This window comes from Paenibacillus sp. 1-8 (assembly GCF_056316205.1).
This window is the reverse complement of the sequence record NZ_CM149995.1, coordinates 3278793-3294144: the sequence shown is the minus strand read 5'-3', so window position 1 is coordinate 3294144 and position 15352 is coordinate 3278793. Positions and strand designations below refer to the sequence as shown.

Genomic DNA, 15352 nt, shown 5'->3' with positions numbered 1-15352 from the left:
CTGCACGCTACAGTAACACGAAAAAAGCACCCGAACGAGGTTCGGGTGCTTTTCGATGCTATCACAAGGATTAGCGGTTGTAGAATTCGACGATTTGTTTTTCGTCGATATCTTGGGACAATTCGCCACGCTCAGGCAAACGGATGTATTTGCCTTCCAGAGCTGCGTCATTGTACTCCAGGTAAGCTGCCAAGTGGTTGCGGTTTTCCAAAGCTTCTTTGATGGAAGACAGGGAACGACTTCTTTCACGAAGACCGATCACGTCGCCCAGGCTTACTTGGTAAGAAGCGATGTCAACTTTTTTACCGTTCACAGTAACGTGACCGTGTGCTACCAATTGACGTGCGCCTGCACGGGAGTTAGCAAAGCCAAGACGGAACACGAGGTTGTCCAGGCGGCTTTCCAGCAAGAACATGAAGTTCTCACCAGCGATACCGTGCATGTGTTGAGCTTTGTTGAACAAAGTGCGGAATTGTTTTTCACCCAAGCCGTACATGTGACGCAGCTTTTGTTTTTCTTGAAGCTGCATACCGTAGTTGCTGATTTTTCTCCGTTGGTTTGCACCATGTTGTCCCGGAGGGAAAGGGCGTTTCAATTCTTTACCTGTGCCGCTCAGGGAAATCCCCAGACGACGGCTCAATTTAAATTTAGGACCAGTGTAACGTGCCATTATAGAGTTAACTCCTTCATAATTAAAATTTGAGTTGGGGCTCTCTTTGCGCTCCAATTTGTTCGGCGCTACCAATCAAGGTGATGCGCACTACTGACAGAAAAGTTCAGCCGCTGTCCTGTTAGCAACAAATAAGATGAGGGTGACACAAACTGTTACGCCCAAAATTTAAGATCCGCACAGTAGATAGTTCTGCCGTACAGTCTTTTTCATTAATATATACTATATGTAATAGTGGGTCAATGTCAAGAAGAGAAAAAGAATGAAAACGTCAAAATTTGTCGATAGGGCTTTAGAACTAAAAAAGGGGGACGAATTTCTGAAAAATGGATGCAAATTTCTGGAGTTAAGAGTAAAATAGGTCATATTATAAGCTATAGTGGTGTGTAGCCGCTGTCTTGGTACAGCTAACTTTGCTGTAAAGGAGCGCCTTAATATGTCGGACTTTTCAACAACGGATCAGCAAACGCTTGACGGTAAAGCAGCTCAGGCTAGCGGTGCTCCGCTGTTTGATGATAAAGAATATACGTCTTTTGCCTGGCTCCAAAACATGGATATGACACCATTTGATTTCCCCTATATTAATCAGCTTCTTGTCCAAGGATATCGGAACTGGTTGCAGCAGAGCAATGGTATATCGTGGATTAATGAAGAACAATCCGCCGTTTTTAATTTTACAGGTGTTCGGGTTGCAGGTAGGGAAGAGGATGATGACGAGGATTTGGAGCTGGTCGAACGTTGCTGCTTGTCCAGAAAAATGGAAATAAGTCAACGCAAACTTCGGGACGGAAGCCTTGCATCTGTGTACATGGTTCCTCTATTTTGCCGTAATCATAAGGGCGAGGCTTTTGCTGCTCTTCGTTTTACACTGTCTGCTCAACATTCAGTTTCCGAGCAGGACGCATTATTGGCGGCAACTTTGCATTTTAGATCCTGCTTTTATACGAGATTTGAGTATATATTTATGGAAGATATCCTGGGGATGCAGGAACGGAGCGACCGCGAAGGCAGGCGACGCTCTATTTTATTTCAGATTGTAAAGCGGATGCATGACAAGATTGATGTTGAAGGCGTGCTGGACGAGGTATTTGGCAGCATAGCTTACTTGTTTCCGCATGTGGATATCACGTTGTATATGAGCCAGGATCGGCACAGTCGTAATCCGCAGGTCAAACCTTTGTTATTGCACGAGCGGGACGAGGATGTATGTGTGCGTGCATTTATGAAAGGCCAAATGGCTGTAAATGAGCCTGTAGGTACAGAAGGAGAAGTGACCGAAATCGGCATTCCTTTACGTGGCAAGCAAGGCGTATATGGTGTGTTTCATATGATTCTTCCATCAGGTGCCGAAAGCATGAAGAAAGTGGATGTGGAGCTGATCGCCATGATGGCGGACACAGCAGGCACCGCATTTGAAAATGCAAAGCTGCTGGAGCAATCCAATGTGCTCATCCATGAGTTGCGTCTCATTAATGAACTGGTTCAGCGCTTGAATCAAAGCCTTAAGCTGAATGAAATATTCGAGTTTGCTGTGCAGGAATTATTGAAAATGTTCTTGGCTGACTTTTGCTGTATTGTGCAACTTGATCAGGAAGGAAATTGCTTTAAGGTCACGTCAAGCAACGTAGAAAGTTTGAGGCTGCACAGTTACTCTGGCGAGGATGGGTTTGCAGAGCTGATACGCAGAACAGGAGAGCCTGTCATCGTGTCAGATTACAGAATGGAAGGGAAGATATCCTCCGATTTTATGGATATGACCGATTCCCTTTCTTTGATGGCGGTACCTATGAAAACTAGCGGTATACCGAGAGGGGCTATTTTATTGTCCAGCAAGCTCCCTCACTTTTTTTCGTACGATAATTACAAAATGTTGCAAATGCTGGCCCCCCATATCGGTTTGGCGGTAACAAATGCCATGCTGCATGCTGAGGTACGGCGTCTGGCCAATATGGACATGCTAACAGGTCTGTATGTACGTCATTATGTGGACAAGGTGATTCAGCGACATCAGGAGAAAGATTTTTGCGGTTCTCTCATTTTGGTGGACATTGATCAGTTCAAACAGGTGAATGATACATACGGACATCAGACAGGTGATCAAATATTGAAAAGCGTCAGTGATATTGTTCGTTCGGCGACCCGTAGCGAGGATGTATGTGCCAGATGGGGCGGTGAGGAATTGGCAATTTATTTGCCACAGCTCGGAGTACAGCAGGCGCTGGAGTATGCGGAAAAAATCCGCTATCGCGTACAACATGAAACCCAGCCTCAGGTGACCGTTTCCTGCGGGATTGCTGAATGGAACTGGCTGGATGAGCAGATCAGCATTGAATCTTTATTTTACAGGGCGGATATGGCTTTGTATGAGGCGAAAAATGAAGGTCGCAACCGGATTGTTATTGATCATGTGGGCAATGCCTAGAGAATGTTCCTTATGGAATGTTCTCTTTTTTTGCTGTGCATAACCTTTTGTAGTCAGGAAACCCTATATCAATAACAAACTCAAGAGGTTATATCAGGATATGATGGGCGGATGATTAAATGCATTGGAGAAGAGAGTGGAGTATGCTGGTTTGTATGTTGCTCATGATGTGCTCGTTAAGTGGATGTACACTTGCAGAACAGCAAAATGCGCCGGATCAGATTTTTAAAAGAGCCGTTGCAGGGATAGCGGGCAAAGAAACGTTAACGTTCAAAGGTCAGGCTGGTGTCATAACCAGAAATGGTATGCTGGTGGATAAACAGTTCGCATATCATGGTAAGGTGAGCAATCACGATGAACTGACCATGCATTGGGGTTCTGCGAGGGCTTTTAACAAGCAGTCAAGCTATGCTGCACTCGAACAAGGCGCATCCGGGGATGAGGTAACACAGGAGCGTTTTCTTCGTTTGGATGGAAAATGGATTGCCGTTACATCCAGTCGTATAGCTATGAATGGAGTAGGGACGTTAAATCGTTTTAATCCGATTCAGGAGCTGGAGGAACTGAATGCACTGAATAAAACCATTCGTATAGAGGCCGGGGCCGCGCGGGGAACCTGGGTAGTGAGGATTGAGCCAGAATCGTCCTCGGCCAAGCGATGGTTGAAAGACCGTTTAATGAAAGAAATGGATGCCATAAATCCTCACCTCTTGCAAGCAAACATGAAGCAGAACGGGAAGAATCAAGAGGTGCAGCAAAAGCTGAATCGAATATGGGCGCAGAGTCGCGAGGATATGAGTAGCCAATTAGAACATTCTGATGTGCATGCTGTGTATCATCTGACGATAGACCGCCAAACAGGCTTGCCCCTGAAGTTGTCGTCGGAATGCAAAATTGCGCGGCAGGAGGCAAATGGAGAGGGGCATGAGGAAGCTCTGATTACCAGAGTTGCTTTTGAGGGCTACAAGTAACGCAACGGGCATGATACAATGGACTTCGAATTAACCGTTGTTCAAAAAGAATGTAACAAAGAAGGAGAGACAACAAATGAAAGATCCCAGAATACTTAAACTGGCAGAAAATCTGGTAGGTTACTCTGTTGAGGTACAGCCGGGTGAGAACGTGCTGGTTGAAATGATCGGTACAGAGCGGGACCTGCTTAACGCTATTATTCATGAGATAGGCAAAAAAGGCGGCAACGTTTTCGTTCAGCTCACGGATCGTAAGGTACAGAGCGCCATGCTTCGTCATGCGACAAAGGAAATGGTGCAAACCTGGGCTGATATAGACCTCAACCGGATGAAACAAATGCATTGCTACATCGGGATTCGCGCTGGCGAAAATGTCAATGATTTGTCAGATGTGCCGGAAGACAAGATGAAATTGTATAATTCGATTTATCAGCATGCGGTACATAGCGAGCAGCGGGTGAAGCATACGAAATGGGTAGTGCTGCGTTATCCGAATGACAGCATGGCGCAATTGGCGAATACGAGCACAGAGGCGTTCGAAGATTTTTATTTCAATGTGTGCAATCTGGATTACGCGAAAATGGATAAGGCGCAGGATGCGCTGGCTGACCTGATGAACCGGACAGATAAGGTTCGGATTAGCGGACCGGGCACAGATCTGAATTTCTCTATTAAGCAAATCGGCGCCATCAAATGCTCCGGTCAATGCAATATTCCAGATGGCGAAGTATATAGTGCTCCTGTTCGAGATTCCGTTAATGGAACTATTAGCTATAATGCACAAACGCTGTACAACGGTATCACCTTTGAAAATGTGAAATTCCGCTTTGAGAATGGTAAAATTGTAGAAGCAACGAGTAATGATACGAAGCGGTTAAACGATATTTTGGATTCCGATGAGGGAGCACGCTATATTGGCGAGTTTGCAATTGGGTTCAATCCGTATATTTTGCATCCGATGAAGGATATTCTGTTTGACGAAAAAATCGCAGGCAGCTTGCATTTCACGCCGGGTCAGGCTTATGAAACAGCAGATAACGGCAACCGTTCTTCGATCCATTGGGATTTGGTCTTGATTCAGCGTCCGGAATACGGTGGTGGTGAAATTTATTTTGATGATGTTCTGATCCGCAAGGATGGCATTTTTGTACTGCCTGAGTTGGAGCCGTTAAATCCCGAGAACTTAAAATAACGATATCTATCCTTGCTGAGAAAACGATTTCAATGTATTATAATGGATGAGTAATGATACATGATAATCCAGTAAAGCGAGGGATCTCTATGTCTAATAGTAACGCGGCGATTGTTGAAATTGCACAGACAGCGAGCAAGTTTACTTCTTCCATCGTCCTTCATTCCGAAAATAAGTATATTGACGTGAAAAGTATACTTGGCTTGTTTACGACATTAGTCAGCAGCCACAGCTATGAGCTGCACGTCCATGGACCTGACGCGGAGGAAGCCAAGAAAGCGATCACTGAAGTGTTCCAGAAGCACGGGCTACACATATCGGTAGCCTCCTGACTATATTCTTGGATCAAAAGCATCCCTACCTGTAACTGTAGGGATGCTTTTTTTGTCAGGTTCTTGTATTAGCCTGCAATTTGGTCTAATATTAAGGTTAGAACGTCTTGTGCGACATTGAGAGATAGGGGGGAAGAATCCATGACTTCATCTGATTTACAGGAACAATTGAATATTAAGGCTATTAATCTGCTTCAAGATGACGCAGATAAAATAAAGAAGCTTATTGAAGTACAGATGGAGAATCTGGCAACCCGTTATTGCCCTCTCTATGAGGAAGTGCTGGATACTCAGATGTACGGATTTTCCAAGGAAGTGGATTTCGCGGTTCGCGTCGGCCTTCTTCCGGAAATGGTAGGTAAACAGCTGGTCAGTGAGCTGGAACGCAATCTGGCTATTCTATATGAGGCCATGAACAATAAGGCCAATTAGAAAGACGGTTTCATTGATGAGAGCATGCGGGGTTCGAGAGCATGCTTTTTTTGATGCCTTTACATATGAAGTGATATCAGAAGATCAAATGAACGTGAAGCGGTCACTACCATCCTAATGCACATTTTAAAACCTTGAAAGGTGTTTACACAAGGAAGAAAGATACACCTAACAGAACATACACAACCAGCAGCATCAATCCCTCATACCAGTTGGTTGAGCCGTCCTGGGTAATGGATTTGGCGATAAATACAGCGACAGCAATGGCGACCAGCTCAATCGTAGTAAAAACGATATTCATTGTATTTCCCATGAAGTAGCTGACAAAAATCAACACAGGTGCAACGAATAACGCAATTTGCAGGCTGCTGCCGACTGCGATTTCGACAGATGCGCCGATTTTGTTTTTCATCGCCAGCAAAATGGCTGCGCTGTGCTCAGCCGCATTACCGATAATGGCAACGAGGAATGCACCCACGAACAATTCGCTGAGTCCGAACTGGGTCGTGAATACCTCCAGTGTTCCAACAAGCCATTCGCTGACAAAGGCAACCATGACGGTAGCGATTACCAGGTAGCTAATGGATTTGTTTCTGGACCACACAGGAGCATGCTCATGCGGCAATTCTTCGTCCTTTTGTTCAGTCACGTCAGATAAGTAGTCTTTGTGCGTAATCATCGAAAAAATAAGCCACGCAATATAAGCCACAATCAGTGTGCCCGCGACAATCAGACTGAGCGTATCCGATTCACTATCCGTAATGACATGTGTATTTAGAAATACAGCCGGAACGAACAGGGCAATGACCGCCACAATCATCAACGAACCGCTTAAACCAGCCAGCGATACATTAAAGTTTTGCACTTTGTATTTCAATCCGCCAGCGAACAGGCTTGCTCCAAGCACCAGCAGCAGATTGCCGATGATTGAGCCGGTCAGACTCGCCTTCACCATATCGTAAAGACCTTCTTTGACGAGAAAGATGGCGATGATCAGTTCGGCTGCGTTGCCAAAGGTGGCATTCAAAAATCCGCCCAGACGTTGGCCTGCATAATGTGCTACGCTTTCGGTGGCTCTGCCGAGAAACCCGGCTACGAACACGACAGAGATTGCGCAAATGACGAATTGGGCGATCGCGTTCCAATGTGTGTAATGAGCGACTGCACTGAAAGCAAATGTCGCGATAAGCAAAGCGGGAGATAACCATTTTTTCAATGAAAAGCACCTCGATATCAATGGATGTGTACAAGTTTGATGAATGCTGTCACTTGTACTGATTTTCTAAATTAATATACCCAAAATGATATAGGTTGTAAACGAAAGTTGTTTTTCATACGTAAGGTTTGCATTTGCAGTGGCAGAGGCTTTACAATACAAATAGAGGATGGATGAAGGGGGACATAGGTCATGGCAGAGCAAATTCAACAACTGGAAGCAGGAAACATCAAGATTTCCAACGATGTCGTAGGTAAAATTGCGGGGATGGCCGCACTGGAGACGCCCGGTATTGCTGCAATGTCAGGCGGCTTATCCGAAGGCTGGGCCAAAAGACTGAGTGGTAAAAATGTGCAAAAAGGCGTATCAGTGGAGGTTGGACAGTTGGAAGCTGCCATTGATCTTCGCATTATTGTGCTCTACGAAACACCAATTCATGAGGTGTCCCGAATTCTTCAGCAAAATGTGCGGGAAGCTGTCGAAAGCATGACAGGTCTGCGGGTTGTGGAAGTGAACGTAAAAGTAGAGGGTGTCGCTTTCAAGGACGACGCGGTGTAAAAAAGACAAGGCGGGTACATCGACGTTTTTCGCCAGTTTTATACATGAAGGGGATTTCCCCGCGAAGATATGGATGAGAACACAAAAACTGGCGATTTTTAGAAACGCCAGTTTTTGTTTGTAGATAAGCTGCAGCCTATACCGCCAGATTGAACACATGTATATACATATACAAAAGAACTTCCAAAACCACCGTTATCGGTGATCTGGGAAGTTCTTTTTTTAACGGGAACGGTTGGTTCTCCGGGTTTGAAAACGATTAGGGACTTCGGTCCGAACTGCTACTCCTGTAGTACGTTCCTGTACTGCCTGCTTGGTGTTTTCGCGGGAGATGCTAAGCATAATTCCCATGGAGAACATCGTAACAAGAAGGGACGATCCACCAAAACTGATAAAAGGAAGCGTGACCCCGGTGATCGGAATAGTCTGGGTTACACCGCCGATATTAATGAACGCCTGGATAGCGATCAGTCCCATAATACCTGTACCTACCAATGTCCCAAACGGATCATGGCAACGCAAGGCGATAATCATCCCTCGCCAAATGAAATACAGGTACAGCATCAGGAATATCGCGGTTCCAATGAATCCAAATTCTTCACCAATCACGGAAAAAATAAAGTCATTAAACGAGTTAGGCAGATAGTGAAGCTTGATAATGCCCTTGCCAAATCCTGACCCACTTAGTCCGCCTTCTCCTATAGCTTGCAAGGATTGTACGAGATTATATCCAGTCCCCAGTTTATCTTCCGTAGGATCGAGAAAGGCCTGAAAACGTCCGACTTTGTAATCTTGCTTGGCTGTGGCTTGTCCATCTGTTGTTCCAGAATTTCCCCCAAACAACGAGCCGATACCAAAAACGAGGGCCGCGCCCAGTAAGAGCAGACCAATCGAAGCCGTAATATGCTTGACACTGGCTCCCCCGGCATAAATAATCAGGCCACTGGTGGCTACCAGGATGAAGCAGGAGCCAAAATCCGGCTGAAGCATAATGAGTCCTGCAACAAAGCCTACAATGACGGTCACGGGTATGTAGCCGGTTCGTAAATCTCTAAAGCGATCCCCTTTTTTGACAATCAGCGCGGATAAGTACAGGATAATGGATATTTTTGCAAGCTCGGTTGGCTGGAAACCAATACTACCAAATCTGAGCCAGCTTTTTGCGCCGTTAAGAGAGCCTGTAAAAAGAACGATGATTAGCAGTAATATAGTTATGAAAAATAAAGGTACAAAAAGCTTTTTATATTTTTCCATCTTAATATTCATAGCTACCAACATAATAAAAAGTCCAAGTACAGCAAATGCAGATTGACGCTTCACAAAATATAAAGAGTCAAAATTGTATTCTTTATTCAGCAGAGCTACGCTGGAGCTGGCGCTAAATACCATGATTACACCGAATCCAACCAGCAACAAGGTGAGGATCAGCAATTGGAAATCCGGTGTGCCTCTTCTTCGAGTCTCCGGCTTCGTATTTCTCATATCAGCTTCCCCCGGTATTCGCCGCAAGGTATGTCTCGCAGACGTTTATCATTATTATTTTATCGTTTATCCATTTAATCATAGTATGTTTGGAGGGCTTCTGCAACCTCCATACTGCAACGGATATCGCAATAATTCCATATCTGCTACAATAGAATACAAAATAAGGTTTGAGAGCAGTGGCACATTCGTTATGAATCTGCAAGAATTTATCGGGAAGCTGCCCGGTGTTTTAAAAGGAGAGGTGAGCAATATGACACAACACACGACAGATAAAACCTGGTTTGACCAGCTACAAGACCATATGGTGGAATGGCGCAGATATTTACATAAAAATCCCGAAATCTCTTTTCAGGAAAGCAAAACCGCAGCCTTTGTAGCGGACAAGCTGGAGAGCTGGGGTATTGAGGTTCGCCGTCAGGTAGGGGGACACGGTGTTGTAGGTACGATTCGTGGTGCCAAACCCGGGCCTGTCGTCATGCTGCGCGCCGACATGGATGCTCTTCCGATTCAGGATGAAAAGGAATGCGAATATCGCTCCAGCGTAGACGGAGCCATGCATGCTTGCGGACATGACGGGCATACGTCCGTTTTGCTCGGAACGGCTTACTATTTCAGTCTGCATCGGGATGAGCTGGAAGGAGAAATACGGTTGTTGTTCCAGCCTGCGGAGGAATTGTTGCCCGGTGGCGCGGTCAATGTACTAAAGGATGGCGTGCTGGAAGGAGTGGATGTTATTTATGGCATCCATCTATGGACACCGTTCCCGGTCGGAACGGCTGCGAGTTGCGCAGGGCCGTTGATGGCGGCGGCAGACGATTTTTATATTGAAATTACGGGCAAGGGTGGTCATGGCGGTATGCCTCAGTCCACCCATGATAGTGTGGTAGCGGGCTCAGCTCTTGTTATGCAGCTGCAAAGCATCGTGAGCCGTTCAGTGGACCCTTTGCAGCCTGCTGTGCTGACGGTGGGAACAATTCAAGCGGGAGCTGCACAAAATGTGATTGCGGAAACATGCCGCCTGAGTGGGACGATCCGTACGTTTGACGAGGAAACCCGGACGGTGATGAAGGATCGGCTGCATGCGGTTACGGAGCTTACAGCGGCAACTTACGGAACAACAGCCAATATCCGCTATATTATGGGATACCCGCCTGTTGTAAATGATACGCACGAAGCTTCGCGTTTTTTTAAGGAAGCAGGACCCGTTTTCGGAGAGGGAAAAGTTCAGGAAGCGTCGAAGCTGATGCCTGCCGAAGATTTTGCTTATTATTTGGAACGTGTGCCGGGCTGCTTTATGTTCGTGGGAGCGGGTAATCCTGCTAAAGGAGCCGTTTATCCGCATCACCATCCTAAGTTTGATTTTGACGAGGACGCGATGATTAAGGCGGTTCGTTTGTTTATTGCGATGTCTACCGGATATGCTGCGGAGCGAAAAACAGAAAATTCCAGCCGCTAACAGCTAACGTGAGCTGAATCTGGATGAGCTGATTCGGCGTATGAGCAGAATGAAATGGGGTACCCTACTCTTGAAAAGGAGGGAGTACCCATGAAAAAGGTTCAGGAAGTTATGACTGAAAAATGTGTAACAGTTACCCCGCAAGACAATATTTATGAAATTGCGCTCAAAATGAAGGATAACGACACCGGTTTTATCCCGGTTGTAGAGAGCGAAGGCAGTGACAAGCTCATCGGTGTGGTAACAGACCGTGATCTTGTCGTTCGCGGTTATGCGGGCAAGCATTCCGGCTCTAGTTCGGTCGACGCAGTGATGACGACAGGTATCCGTACAGCTCAAGCCGACATGTCGGTGGATCAAGCAGCCGAGCTGATGGCGGAGCAGCAAATCCGTCGTCTGCCTGTAACGGAAGGGGATCGTTTGATCGGGATTGTTTCGATTGGCGATCTGGCCGTACGTAATATTTTTGCAGACAATGCTGGAGAGGCGCTTAGCCATATTTCCGAGCAGGTTCACTAGGTTAAAAAAGCAAGCCTAGCATGAATGACCAAGGAGTTCAACCCGCATAGGGGTTGGACTTCTTGCTATTCCGGTTGATCTGCGAATAAACGGATAAACTGTTTGTTATATAGAATTTAAGATGATGCGTTATAGATTGACGGGAGGTACTTATGAATCCGGATCACCCTTGTATTGTACAACGCGATTTTACCGTTTTGCTGGAAATCGGACTGCCCGCTTCGGAGCATGCACGTTCACAGTTGCAGGTCTATGCGGAGCTGGTTAAAAGCCCGTCCGCTTTTCATACATATCACATCACTCCATTGTCTCTGTGGAGTGCGGCTGCCCTTGGGTGGAGTGCCGCGGATGTTCAAAATAGTCTACATTCCATGTCCCGCTGGGATATTCCCCGTGATTTGTTAAAGGATATTGAACAGCTCGTCTCCCGTTACGGGACGTTGACGCTGTCACGGGCGAGAGCAGAAAAAGAGGGGCGTTACAGCACGGATACTGCTGATCTGGACAGTATTGAGCAAGATGTAACTATAGGCATGGAGACGGATACAGCTTACAGGGTTACAGCGGTCGACCGCTTGATACTGACGGCGGACAGCCCGGCTTTACTGGATGAACTGCTGCTCAAGCAGGATCTTGGGCAGCTTGGTTTACTTCGTGAGAGTGAAGTGACCGTGTCGGTTCCGCCAGAAAATCGGGGACTGCTCAAGCAGGAACTGACCCGACTTGGATTTCCGGTCATTGATACGGCAGGCTATCTTGAGGGGAATCAGCTCTGTTTTTCTCTGGGTCAGGGACCAACGGAGCTGAGGCTTCGTGATTATCAAGTGGAGGCGGCTGATGCGTTTGAGGGGGCTGACGGTCTGGGTGGCAGCGGTGTGCTGGTGCTTCCATGCGGAGCGGGGAAAACCGTGATTGGTATGGCGGTGATGGAGCGTCTCCAGTGCGAGGTACTTATTTTAACCTCTAATACGACATCTGTTCGGCAATGGATTGAGGAATTAAAGCTAAAGACGGATATTCCTGTTGATTCCATTGGAGAATACAGTGGGCAGAAAAAGGAAGTGCGTCCGATTACGGCGGCGACCTATCAGATTTTGACGCATCGCCGTACCAAAGATGGGGAATTTGAGCATATGAAGCTGCTGAGCGAGCGCAAATGGGGGCTGATAGTATATGATGAGGTGCATTTGCTGCCCGCGCCAGTATTTCGAGCAACGGCGGATATTCAGGCTACCCGCCGTTTGGGCTTAACCGCAACGCTGGTTCGGGAGGACGGGTGTGAGCGGGATGTGTTCTCCTTGATCGGACCGAAGCGGTACGACATGCCATGGAAAGAGCTGGAGCGACAGGGCTGGATCGCTCAGGTCGATTGTGTGGAGCTGCGGCTTCCCATGTCGGCTGCACTTCTGGAGCGCAGTATGCGTGCTGAAGGCAGGCAGCAGTACCGGATCGCCGCCGAAAATCCGGCCAAGCTGGAAGCGGTGCGCAGCCTGATGCAGCAGCACAAGGACATGCCCACGCTTATTATCGGGCAATATTTGGATCAATTGCGCACAATGGCTCAGGAGCTGAACGTGCCGTTGATAACCGGGTCAATGAGCCAGACAGAACGAGTGCGGTGGTTCGATGCATTCCGCAATGGTACGATTCGGACCTTGCTGGTGTCCAAGGTGGCGAACTTTGCTGTGGATCTGCCGGATGCGGCCGTGGCTATTGAGGTATCGGGCAGCTTCGGCTCCCGCCAGGAGGAGGCACAGCGGCTTGGCCGCATTTTGCGACCGAAGACTGGTGAAAATAAGGCTTATTTTTATACACTGGTGACAGAGAACAGCAAGGAGACGGATTTTGCAGCCCGCCGTCAACTGTTTTTGATTGAGCAGGGCTATGAATATGCGATTTGCAGATTTAGCTCGGGGGAGGTTATCGGGAACCTGGATGATGAGGCTGAAGCTGGCGGAAAGAAAAGGGAGGCGTGATCAAAAAAATGGGCGTAACGAACACGGAAGGTGGCTGGAAGAAGCTTGCATCGGATGAGCTGTTAGTGCTACGTCGATGTTTTATCCGGCACGCGGGACAGCCCATGAAGGAAGAAGAGCCATTACGGCTTACCAGGGGAGCGCTGAGCGGAGCCGAAACGAAGCTGGCACTGCACGGACTGCGCGACCGGGGCTGGCTGGAGGCGGTTACCAAATCGTGGGGCGAACGAATGTTATATATTCCGGTTCATCGGCTGCCGGATTTGTACGAAATGCTGTTGGAGCAACGTCAAAGTACGATGAAAGCGATGGATTCGGATCAACTGGTGACGGTGCATGAAGCGATGACGGGACTGGAAGCGGAGCTGTTGCATGCGTTATCACGTATTGCAGTGCAAGGAGTTCCGTTGACAGCGAAAGGGACTATTCATAAACGGTCGCTGCAAAAGCTAAATGAGCTGACTCCCTTTCATCCGAAAGGTTTGACTGGACTTGGGCTACAATATGCGCACGCCGAGCTGTATCCGGTGCAAACGGTGGTGATGATGGACCTGCTGCTCAGCTTGGGTCTGCTGGTGAAGGAAGCTGCTTCTTTTCATGTTCAGGAAGCGGGGCTGGCAGCGTGGGTTCGCTTGTCCGCTTGGCAAATGCGCAAGCATATTCTTGTCACGCTCATGGAAAGGTACGGCAAGGCCGAAGCGTCTATGCAGCATTTTCGTTATATGCTGTGTGTGGCCTCCACTCATGCGGGATCAGAAGGCTGGATTCATATCGGGCCGTTGCTCCAATGGATGACTCAGACAGGACTGATTTCGCAGGAGAGTCTGAGCAGATCGGATCGTAAAAGCGGTGATTATCTGGAATTTTCTGCTATACATACAAGCCCCGTAAGGATTGAGGAAAACACGGCATCTAATTTCAATCTTAACGGACAATACATGGATATGGTTAGGGGCTGGGTGACAGCGCTGACCGCCTTTGGAATGGGTGATTGGGGTCTGACCACGTCGGGAGAACTGTGTTTTCGCTGGAGCGTGCCAGCGCTGGATATGCTTCGTTCCGATGATGAGAAGGATGCGGTTCAGGAGCGAGGTACCTTTTATGTACAGCCGGATTTTGAAATATTGGTGCCGCCGGATGTAGCTTATGATGTGCGCTGGAAGCTGGGATGCTTCTGTGAACGTGTGACGGGGGACCGTATGGTGGTATATCGGATCACCCGAGAAAGTGTTACAGAGGCGATCGAGCTGGGGATGGAGGCTAAAGCCATTTCTGCACTTCTCGATAAGTATAGCCGGACAGGCGTGCCTGACCATGTACGCGTGGCAGTGGAGCAGTGGGCAGGGGATGTGGGACGGACAGCGTTTGCAACGGTAACACTTTTGCGCTGTGGTACCCGAGAAGACGCAGACACTGCTGCACGTCACCCCGGGCTGGCTGGATTGCTTGAACGGATCGGCGAAAGGGACTTTATCATTCCGGCACGTTCGGCTGCCCAAATCCGCAAGACGCTTGCTACGATTGGGTTAAGTCCGCGCCGGGAGCCGGAGGGGGGAGACGAGCTGGTTCACCGTTATCCGCTGGTTGCGGAAACGGAGGGAATTTGTCCGGATAGCTCCGACAGCACATTCAGGGCGGTGGATACAGAAACGACGAATGGCGAAACGGCTGGCGCAATGGTGGCGGACTCGAATCATGAATGGCCGATATTCTCACAAGAGGGAAGGGCTGGCTTGGTTTACACGGGCCGAACGTTACATTTTTATGAACGGGAGTATACGCTACCCGACCCAGCCGATTATTTTCCAGAGAAATCGGCAGTACCTGCGTCATGGACGAAGGAATGGAGAAGCTACCATGCCTCCACTGCCCGGCAGCTTATGGAACAGGCAATTCGCTGGCAAGCGGCGGTAGGGCTGCGAATCGGTGAAAAAGAAGTCAAATGGATACCGGAAGCGGTGATTTCCGGTGAACCGTGGAGTGTGACTGGCTGGTATGCTACCGGAATGGACGGTGAAACGTTGCCCCGCACGACTTTACAGCCGGGGGAATGGTCGGATATGCGCCTGCTGGTTCCTTTTACATAGAAGAGCCAGGATGTGCATGAAACTCCTTCTTCTCAA

Annotated in this window: 13 protein-coding genes; 10 read left to right on the top strand and 3 right to left on the bottom strand. The window is 48.0% G+C overall.

Annotated elements, in window-relative coordinates; genetic code table 11:
- Positions 1-70 precede the first annotated feature (70 nt).
- Positions 71-670 carry a 30S ribosomal protein S4 gene (rpsD, locus tag AC0WRU_RS14945; protein ID WP_025684247.1) on the bottom strand — a complete coding sequence of 200 codons (600 nt, stop codon included), beginning with the start codon at positions 668-670 and terminating at the stop codon, positions 71-73.
- A 436-nt stretch (positions 671-1106) separates the two neighbouring features.
- Here rpsD and AC0WRU_RS14940 point away from each other — a divergent pair, with 436 nt between their 5' ends.
- From AC0WRU_RS14940 to AC0WRU_RS14920, 5 genes are all read left to right on the top strand, one after another.
- The gene (locus tag AC0WRU_RS14940) at positions 1107-3092 is read left to right on the top strand and encodes a sensor domain-containing diguanylate cyclase (protein WP_476125353.1); all 1986 of its coding nucleotides are present in this window, start codon (positions 1107-1109) and stop codon (positions 3090-3092) included.
- A gap of 119 nt (positions 3093-3211) precedes the next feature.
- Positions 3212-4063 (top strand): hypothetical protein, encoded by an 852-nt coding sequence (locus AC0WRU_RS14935; RefSeq protein ID WP_476125352.1) that lies wholly within the window; start codon positions 3212-3214, stop codon positions 4061-4063.
- Positions 4064-4139: 76 nt separating this feature from the next.
- A complete protein-coding gene (locus tag AC0WRU_RS14930; RefSeq protein WP_476125351.1) occupies positions 4140-5255 on the top strand; it encodes an aminopeptidase in 1116 nt (371 codons plus the stop codon).
- A gap of 89 nt (positions 5256-5344) precedes the next feature.
- Complete coding sequence (locus AC0WRU_RS14925; RefSeq protein ID WP_025684243.1) at positions 5345-5587, top strand: HPr family phosphocarrier protein; 243 nt, start codon at positions 5345-5347, stop codon at positions 5585-5587.
- A 141-nt stretch (positions 5588-5728) separates the two neighbouring features.
- Positions 5729-6019 (top strand): Fpa/YlaN family protein, encoded by a 291-nt coding sequence (locus AC0WRU_RS14920; RefSeq protein ID WP_025684242.1) that lies wholly within the window; start codon positions 5729-5731, stop codon positions 6017-6019.
- A 145-nt stretch (positions 6020-6164) separates the two neighbouring features.
- Here the strand turns inward: AC0WRU_RS14920 and cax are convergent, their stop codons facing one another.
- Positions 6165-7235 carry a calcium/proton exchanger gene (cax, locus tag AC0WRU_RS14915; RefSeq protein WP_476125350.1) on the bottom strand — a complete coding sequence of 357 codons (1071 nt, stop codon included), beginning with the start codon at positions 7233-7235 and terminating at the stop codon, positions 6165-6167.
- Between the two features lie 192 nt (positions 7236-7427).
- On the opposite strand from cax, the gene AC0WRU_RS14910 reads away from it, so the two are divergent.
- A complete protein-coding gene (locus AC0WRU_RS14910; RefSeq protein WP_013310912.1) occupies positions 7428-7793 on the top strand; it encodes an Asp23/Gls24 family envelope stress response protein in 366 nt (121 codons plus the stop codon).
- Positions 7794-8015: 222 nt separating this feature from the next.
- Here the strand turns inward: AC0WRU_RS14910 and ftsW are convergent, their stop codons facing one another.
- Entirely contained in the window at positions 8016-9275 is a 1260-nt protein-coding gene (gene ftsW / locus AC0WRU_RS14905; protein WP_476125349.1) for a putative lipid II flippase FtsW, read from the bottom strand.
- Positions 9276-9528: 253 nt separating this feature from the next.
- Here ftsW and AC0WRU_RS14900 point away from each other — a divergent pair, with 253 nt between their 5' ends.
- The 4 genes from AC0WRU_RS14900 (at position 9529) to AC0WRU_RS14885 (ending at position 15316) form a co-directional block, all read left to right on the top strand.
- On the top strand, positions 9529-10734 hold the full coding sequence (locus tag AC0WRU_RS14900; protein WP_476125348.1) for a M20 metallopeptidase family protein: 1206 nt from the start codon (positions 9529-9531) through the stop codon (positions 10732-10734).
- A 90-nt stretch (positions 10735-10824) separates the two neighbouring features.
- Positions 10825-11253: a CBS domain-containing protein gene (locus AC0WRU_RS14895; RefSeq protein WP_025684238.1), complete on the top strand. Its 429-nt coding sequence runs from the start codon at positions 10825-10827 to the stop codon at positions 11251-11253.
- A gap of 152 nt (positions 11254-11405) precedes the next feature.
- The gene (locus AC0WRU_RS14890) at positions 11406-13229 is read left to right on the top strand and encodes a DNA repair helicase XPB (protein ID WP_476125347.1); all 1824 of its coding nucleotides are present in this window, start codon (positions 11406-11408) and stop codon (positions 13227-13229) included.
- Between the two features lie 8 nt (positions 13230-13237).
- Positions 13238-15316, top strand: a complete 2079-nt coding sequence (locus AC0WRU_RS14885) for a helicase-associated domain-containing protein (RefSeq protein WP_476128655.1) — start codon at positions 13238-13240, stop codon at positions 15314-15316.
- Positions 15317-15352 lie beyond the last annotated feature (36 nt).

Coding starts and splice junctions, on each gene's coding strand:
- AC0WRU_RS14920 (WP_025684242.1), top strand. CDS start 5,729: ATGACTTCATCTGATTTACAGGAACAATTGAATATTAAGGCTATTAAT.
- AC0WRU_RS14885 (WP_476128655.1), top strand. CDS start 13,238: ATGGGCGTAACGAACACGGAAGGTGGCTGGAAGAAGCTTGCATCGGAT.
- AC0WRU_RS14910 (WP_013310912.1), top strand. CDS start 7,428: ATGGCAGAGCAAATTCAACAACTGGAAGCAGGAAACATCAAGATTTCC.
- AC0WRU_RS14940 (WP_476125353.1), top strand. CDS start 1,107: ATGTCGGACTTTTCAACAACGGATCAGCAAACGCTTGACGGTAAAGCA.
- AC0WRU_RS14890 (WP_476125347.1), top strand. CDS start 11,406: ATGAATCCGGATCACCCTTGTATTGTACAACGCGATTTTACCGTTTTG.
- AC0WRU_RS14925 (WP_025684243.1), top strand. CDS start 5,345: ATGTCTAATAGTAACGCGGCGATTGTTGAAATTGCACAGACAGCGAGC.
- rpsD (WP_025684247.1), bottom strand. CDS start 670: ATGGCACGTTACACTGGTCCTAAATTTAAATTGAGCCGTCGTCTGGGG.
- AC0WRU_RS14930 (WP_476125351.1), top strand. CDS start 4,140: ATGAAAGATCCCAGAATACTTAAACTGGCAGAAAATCTGGTAGGTTAC.
- AC0WRU_RS14900 (WP_476125348.1), top strand. CDS start 9,529: ATGACACAACACACGACAGATAAAACCTGGTTTGACCAGCTACAAGAC.
- ftsW (WP_476125349.1), bottom strand. CDS start 9,275: ATGAGAAATACGAAGCCGGAGACTCGAAGAAGAGGCACACCGGATTTC.
- AC0WRU_RS14935 (WP_476125352.1), top strand. CDS start 3,212: ATGCATTGGAGAAGAGAGTGGAGTATGCTGGTTTGTATGTTGCTCATG.
- AC0WRU_RS14895 (WP_025684238.1), top strand. CDS start 10,825: ATGAAAAAGGTTCAGGAAGTTATGACTGAAAAATGTGTAACAGTTACC.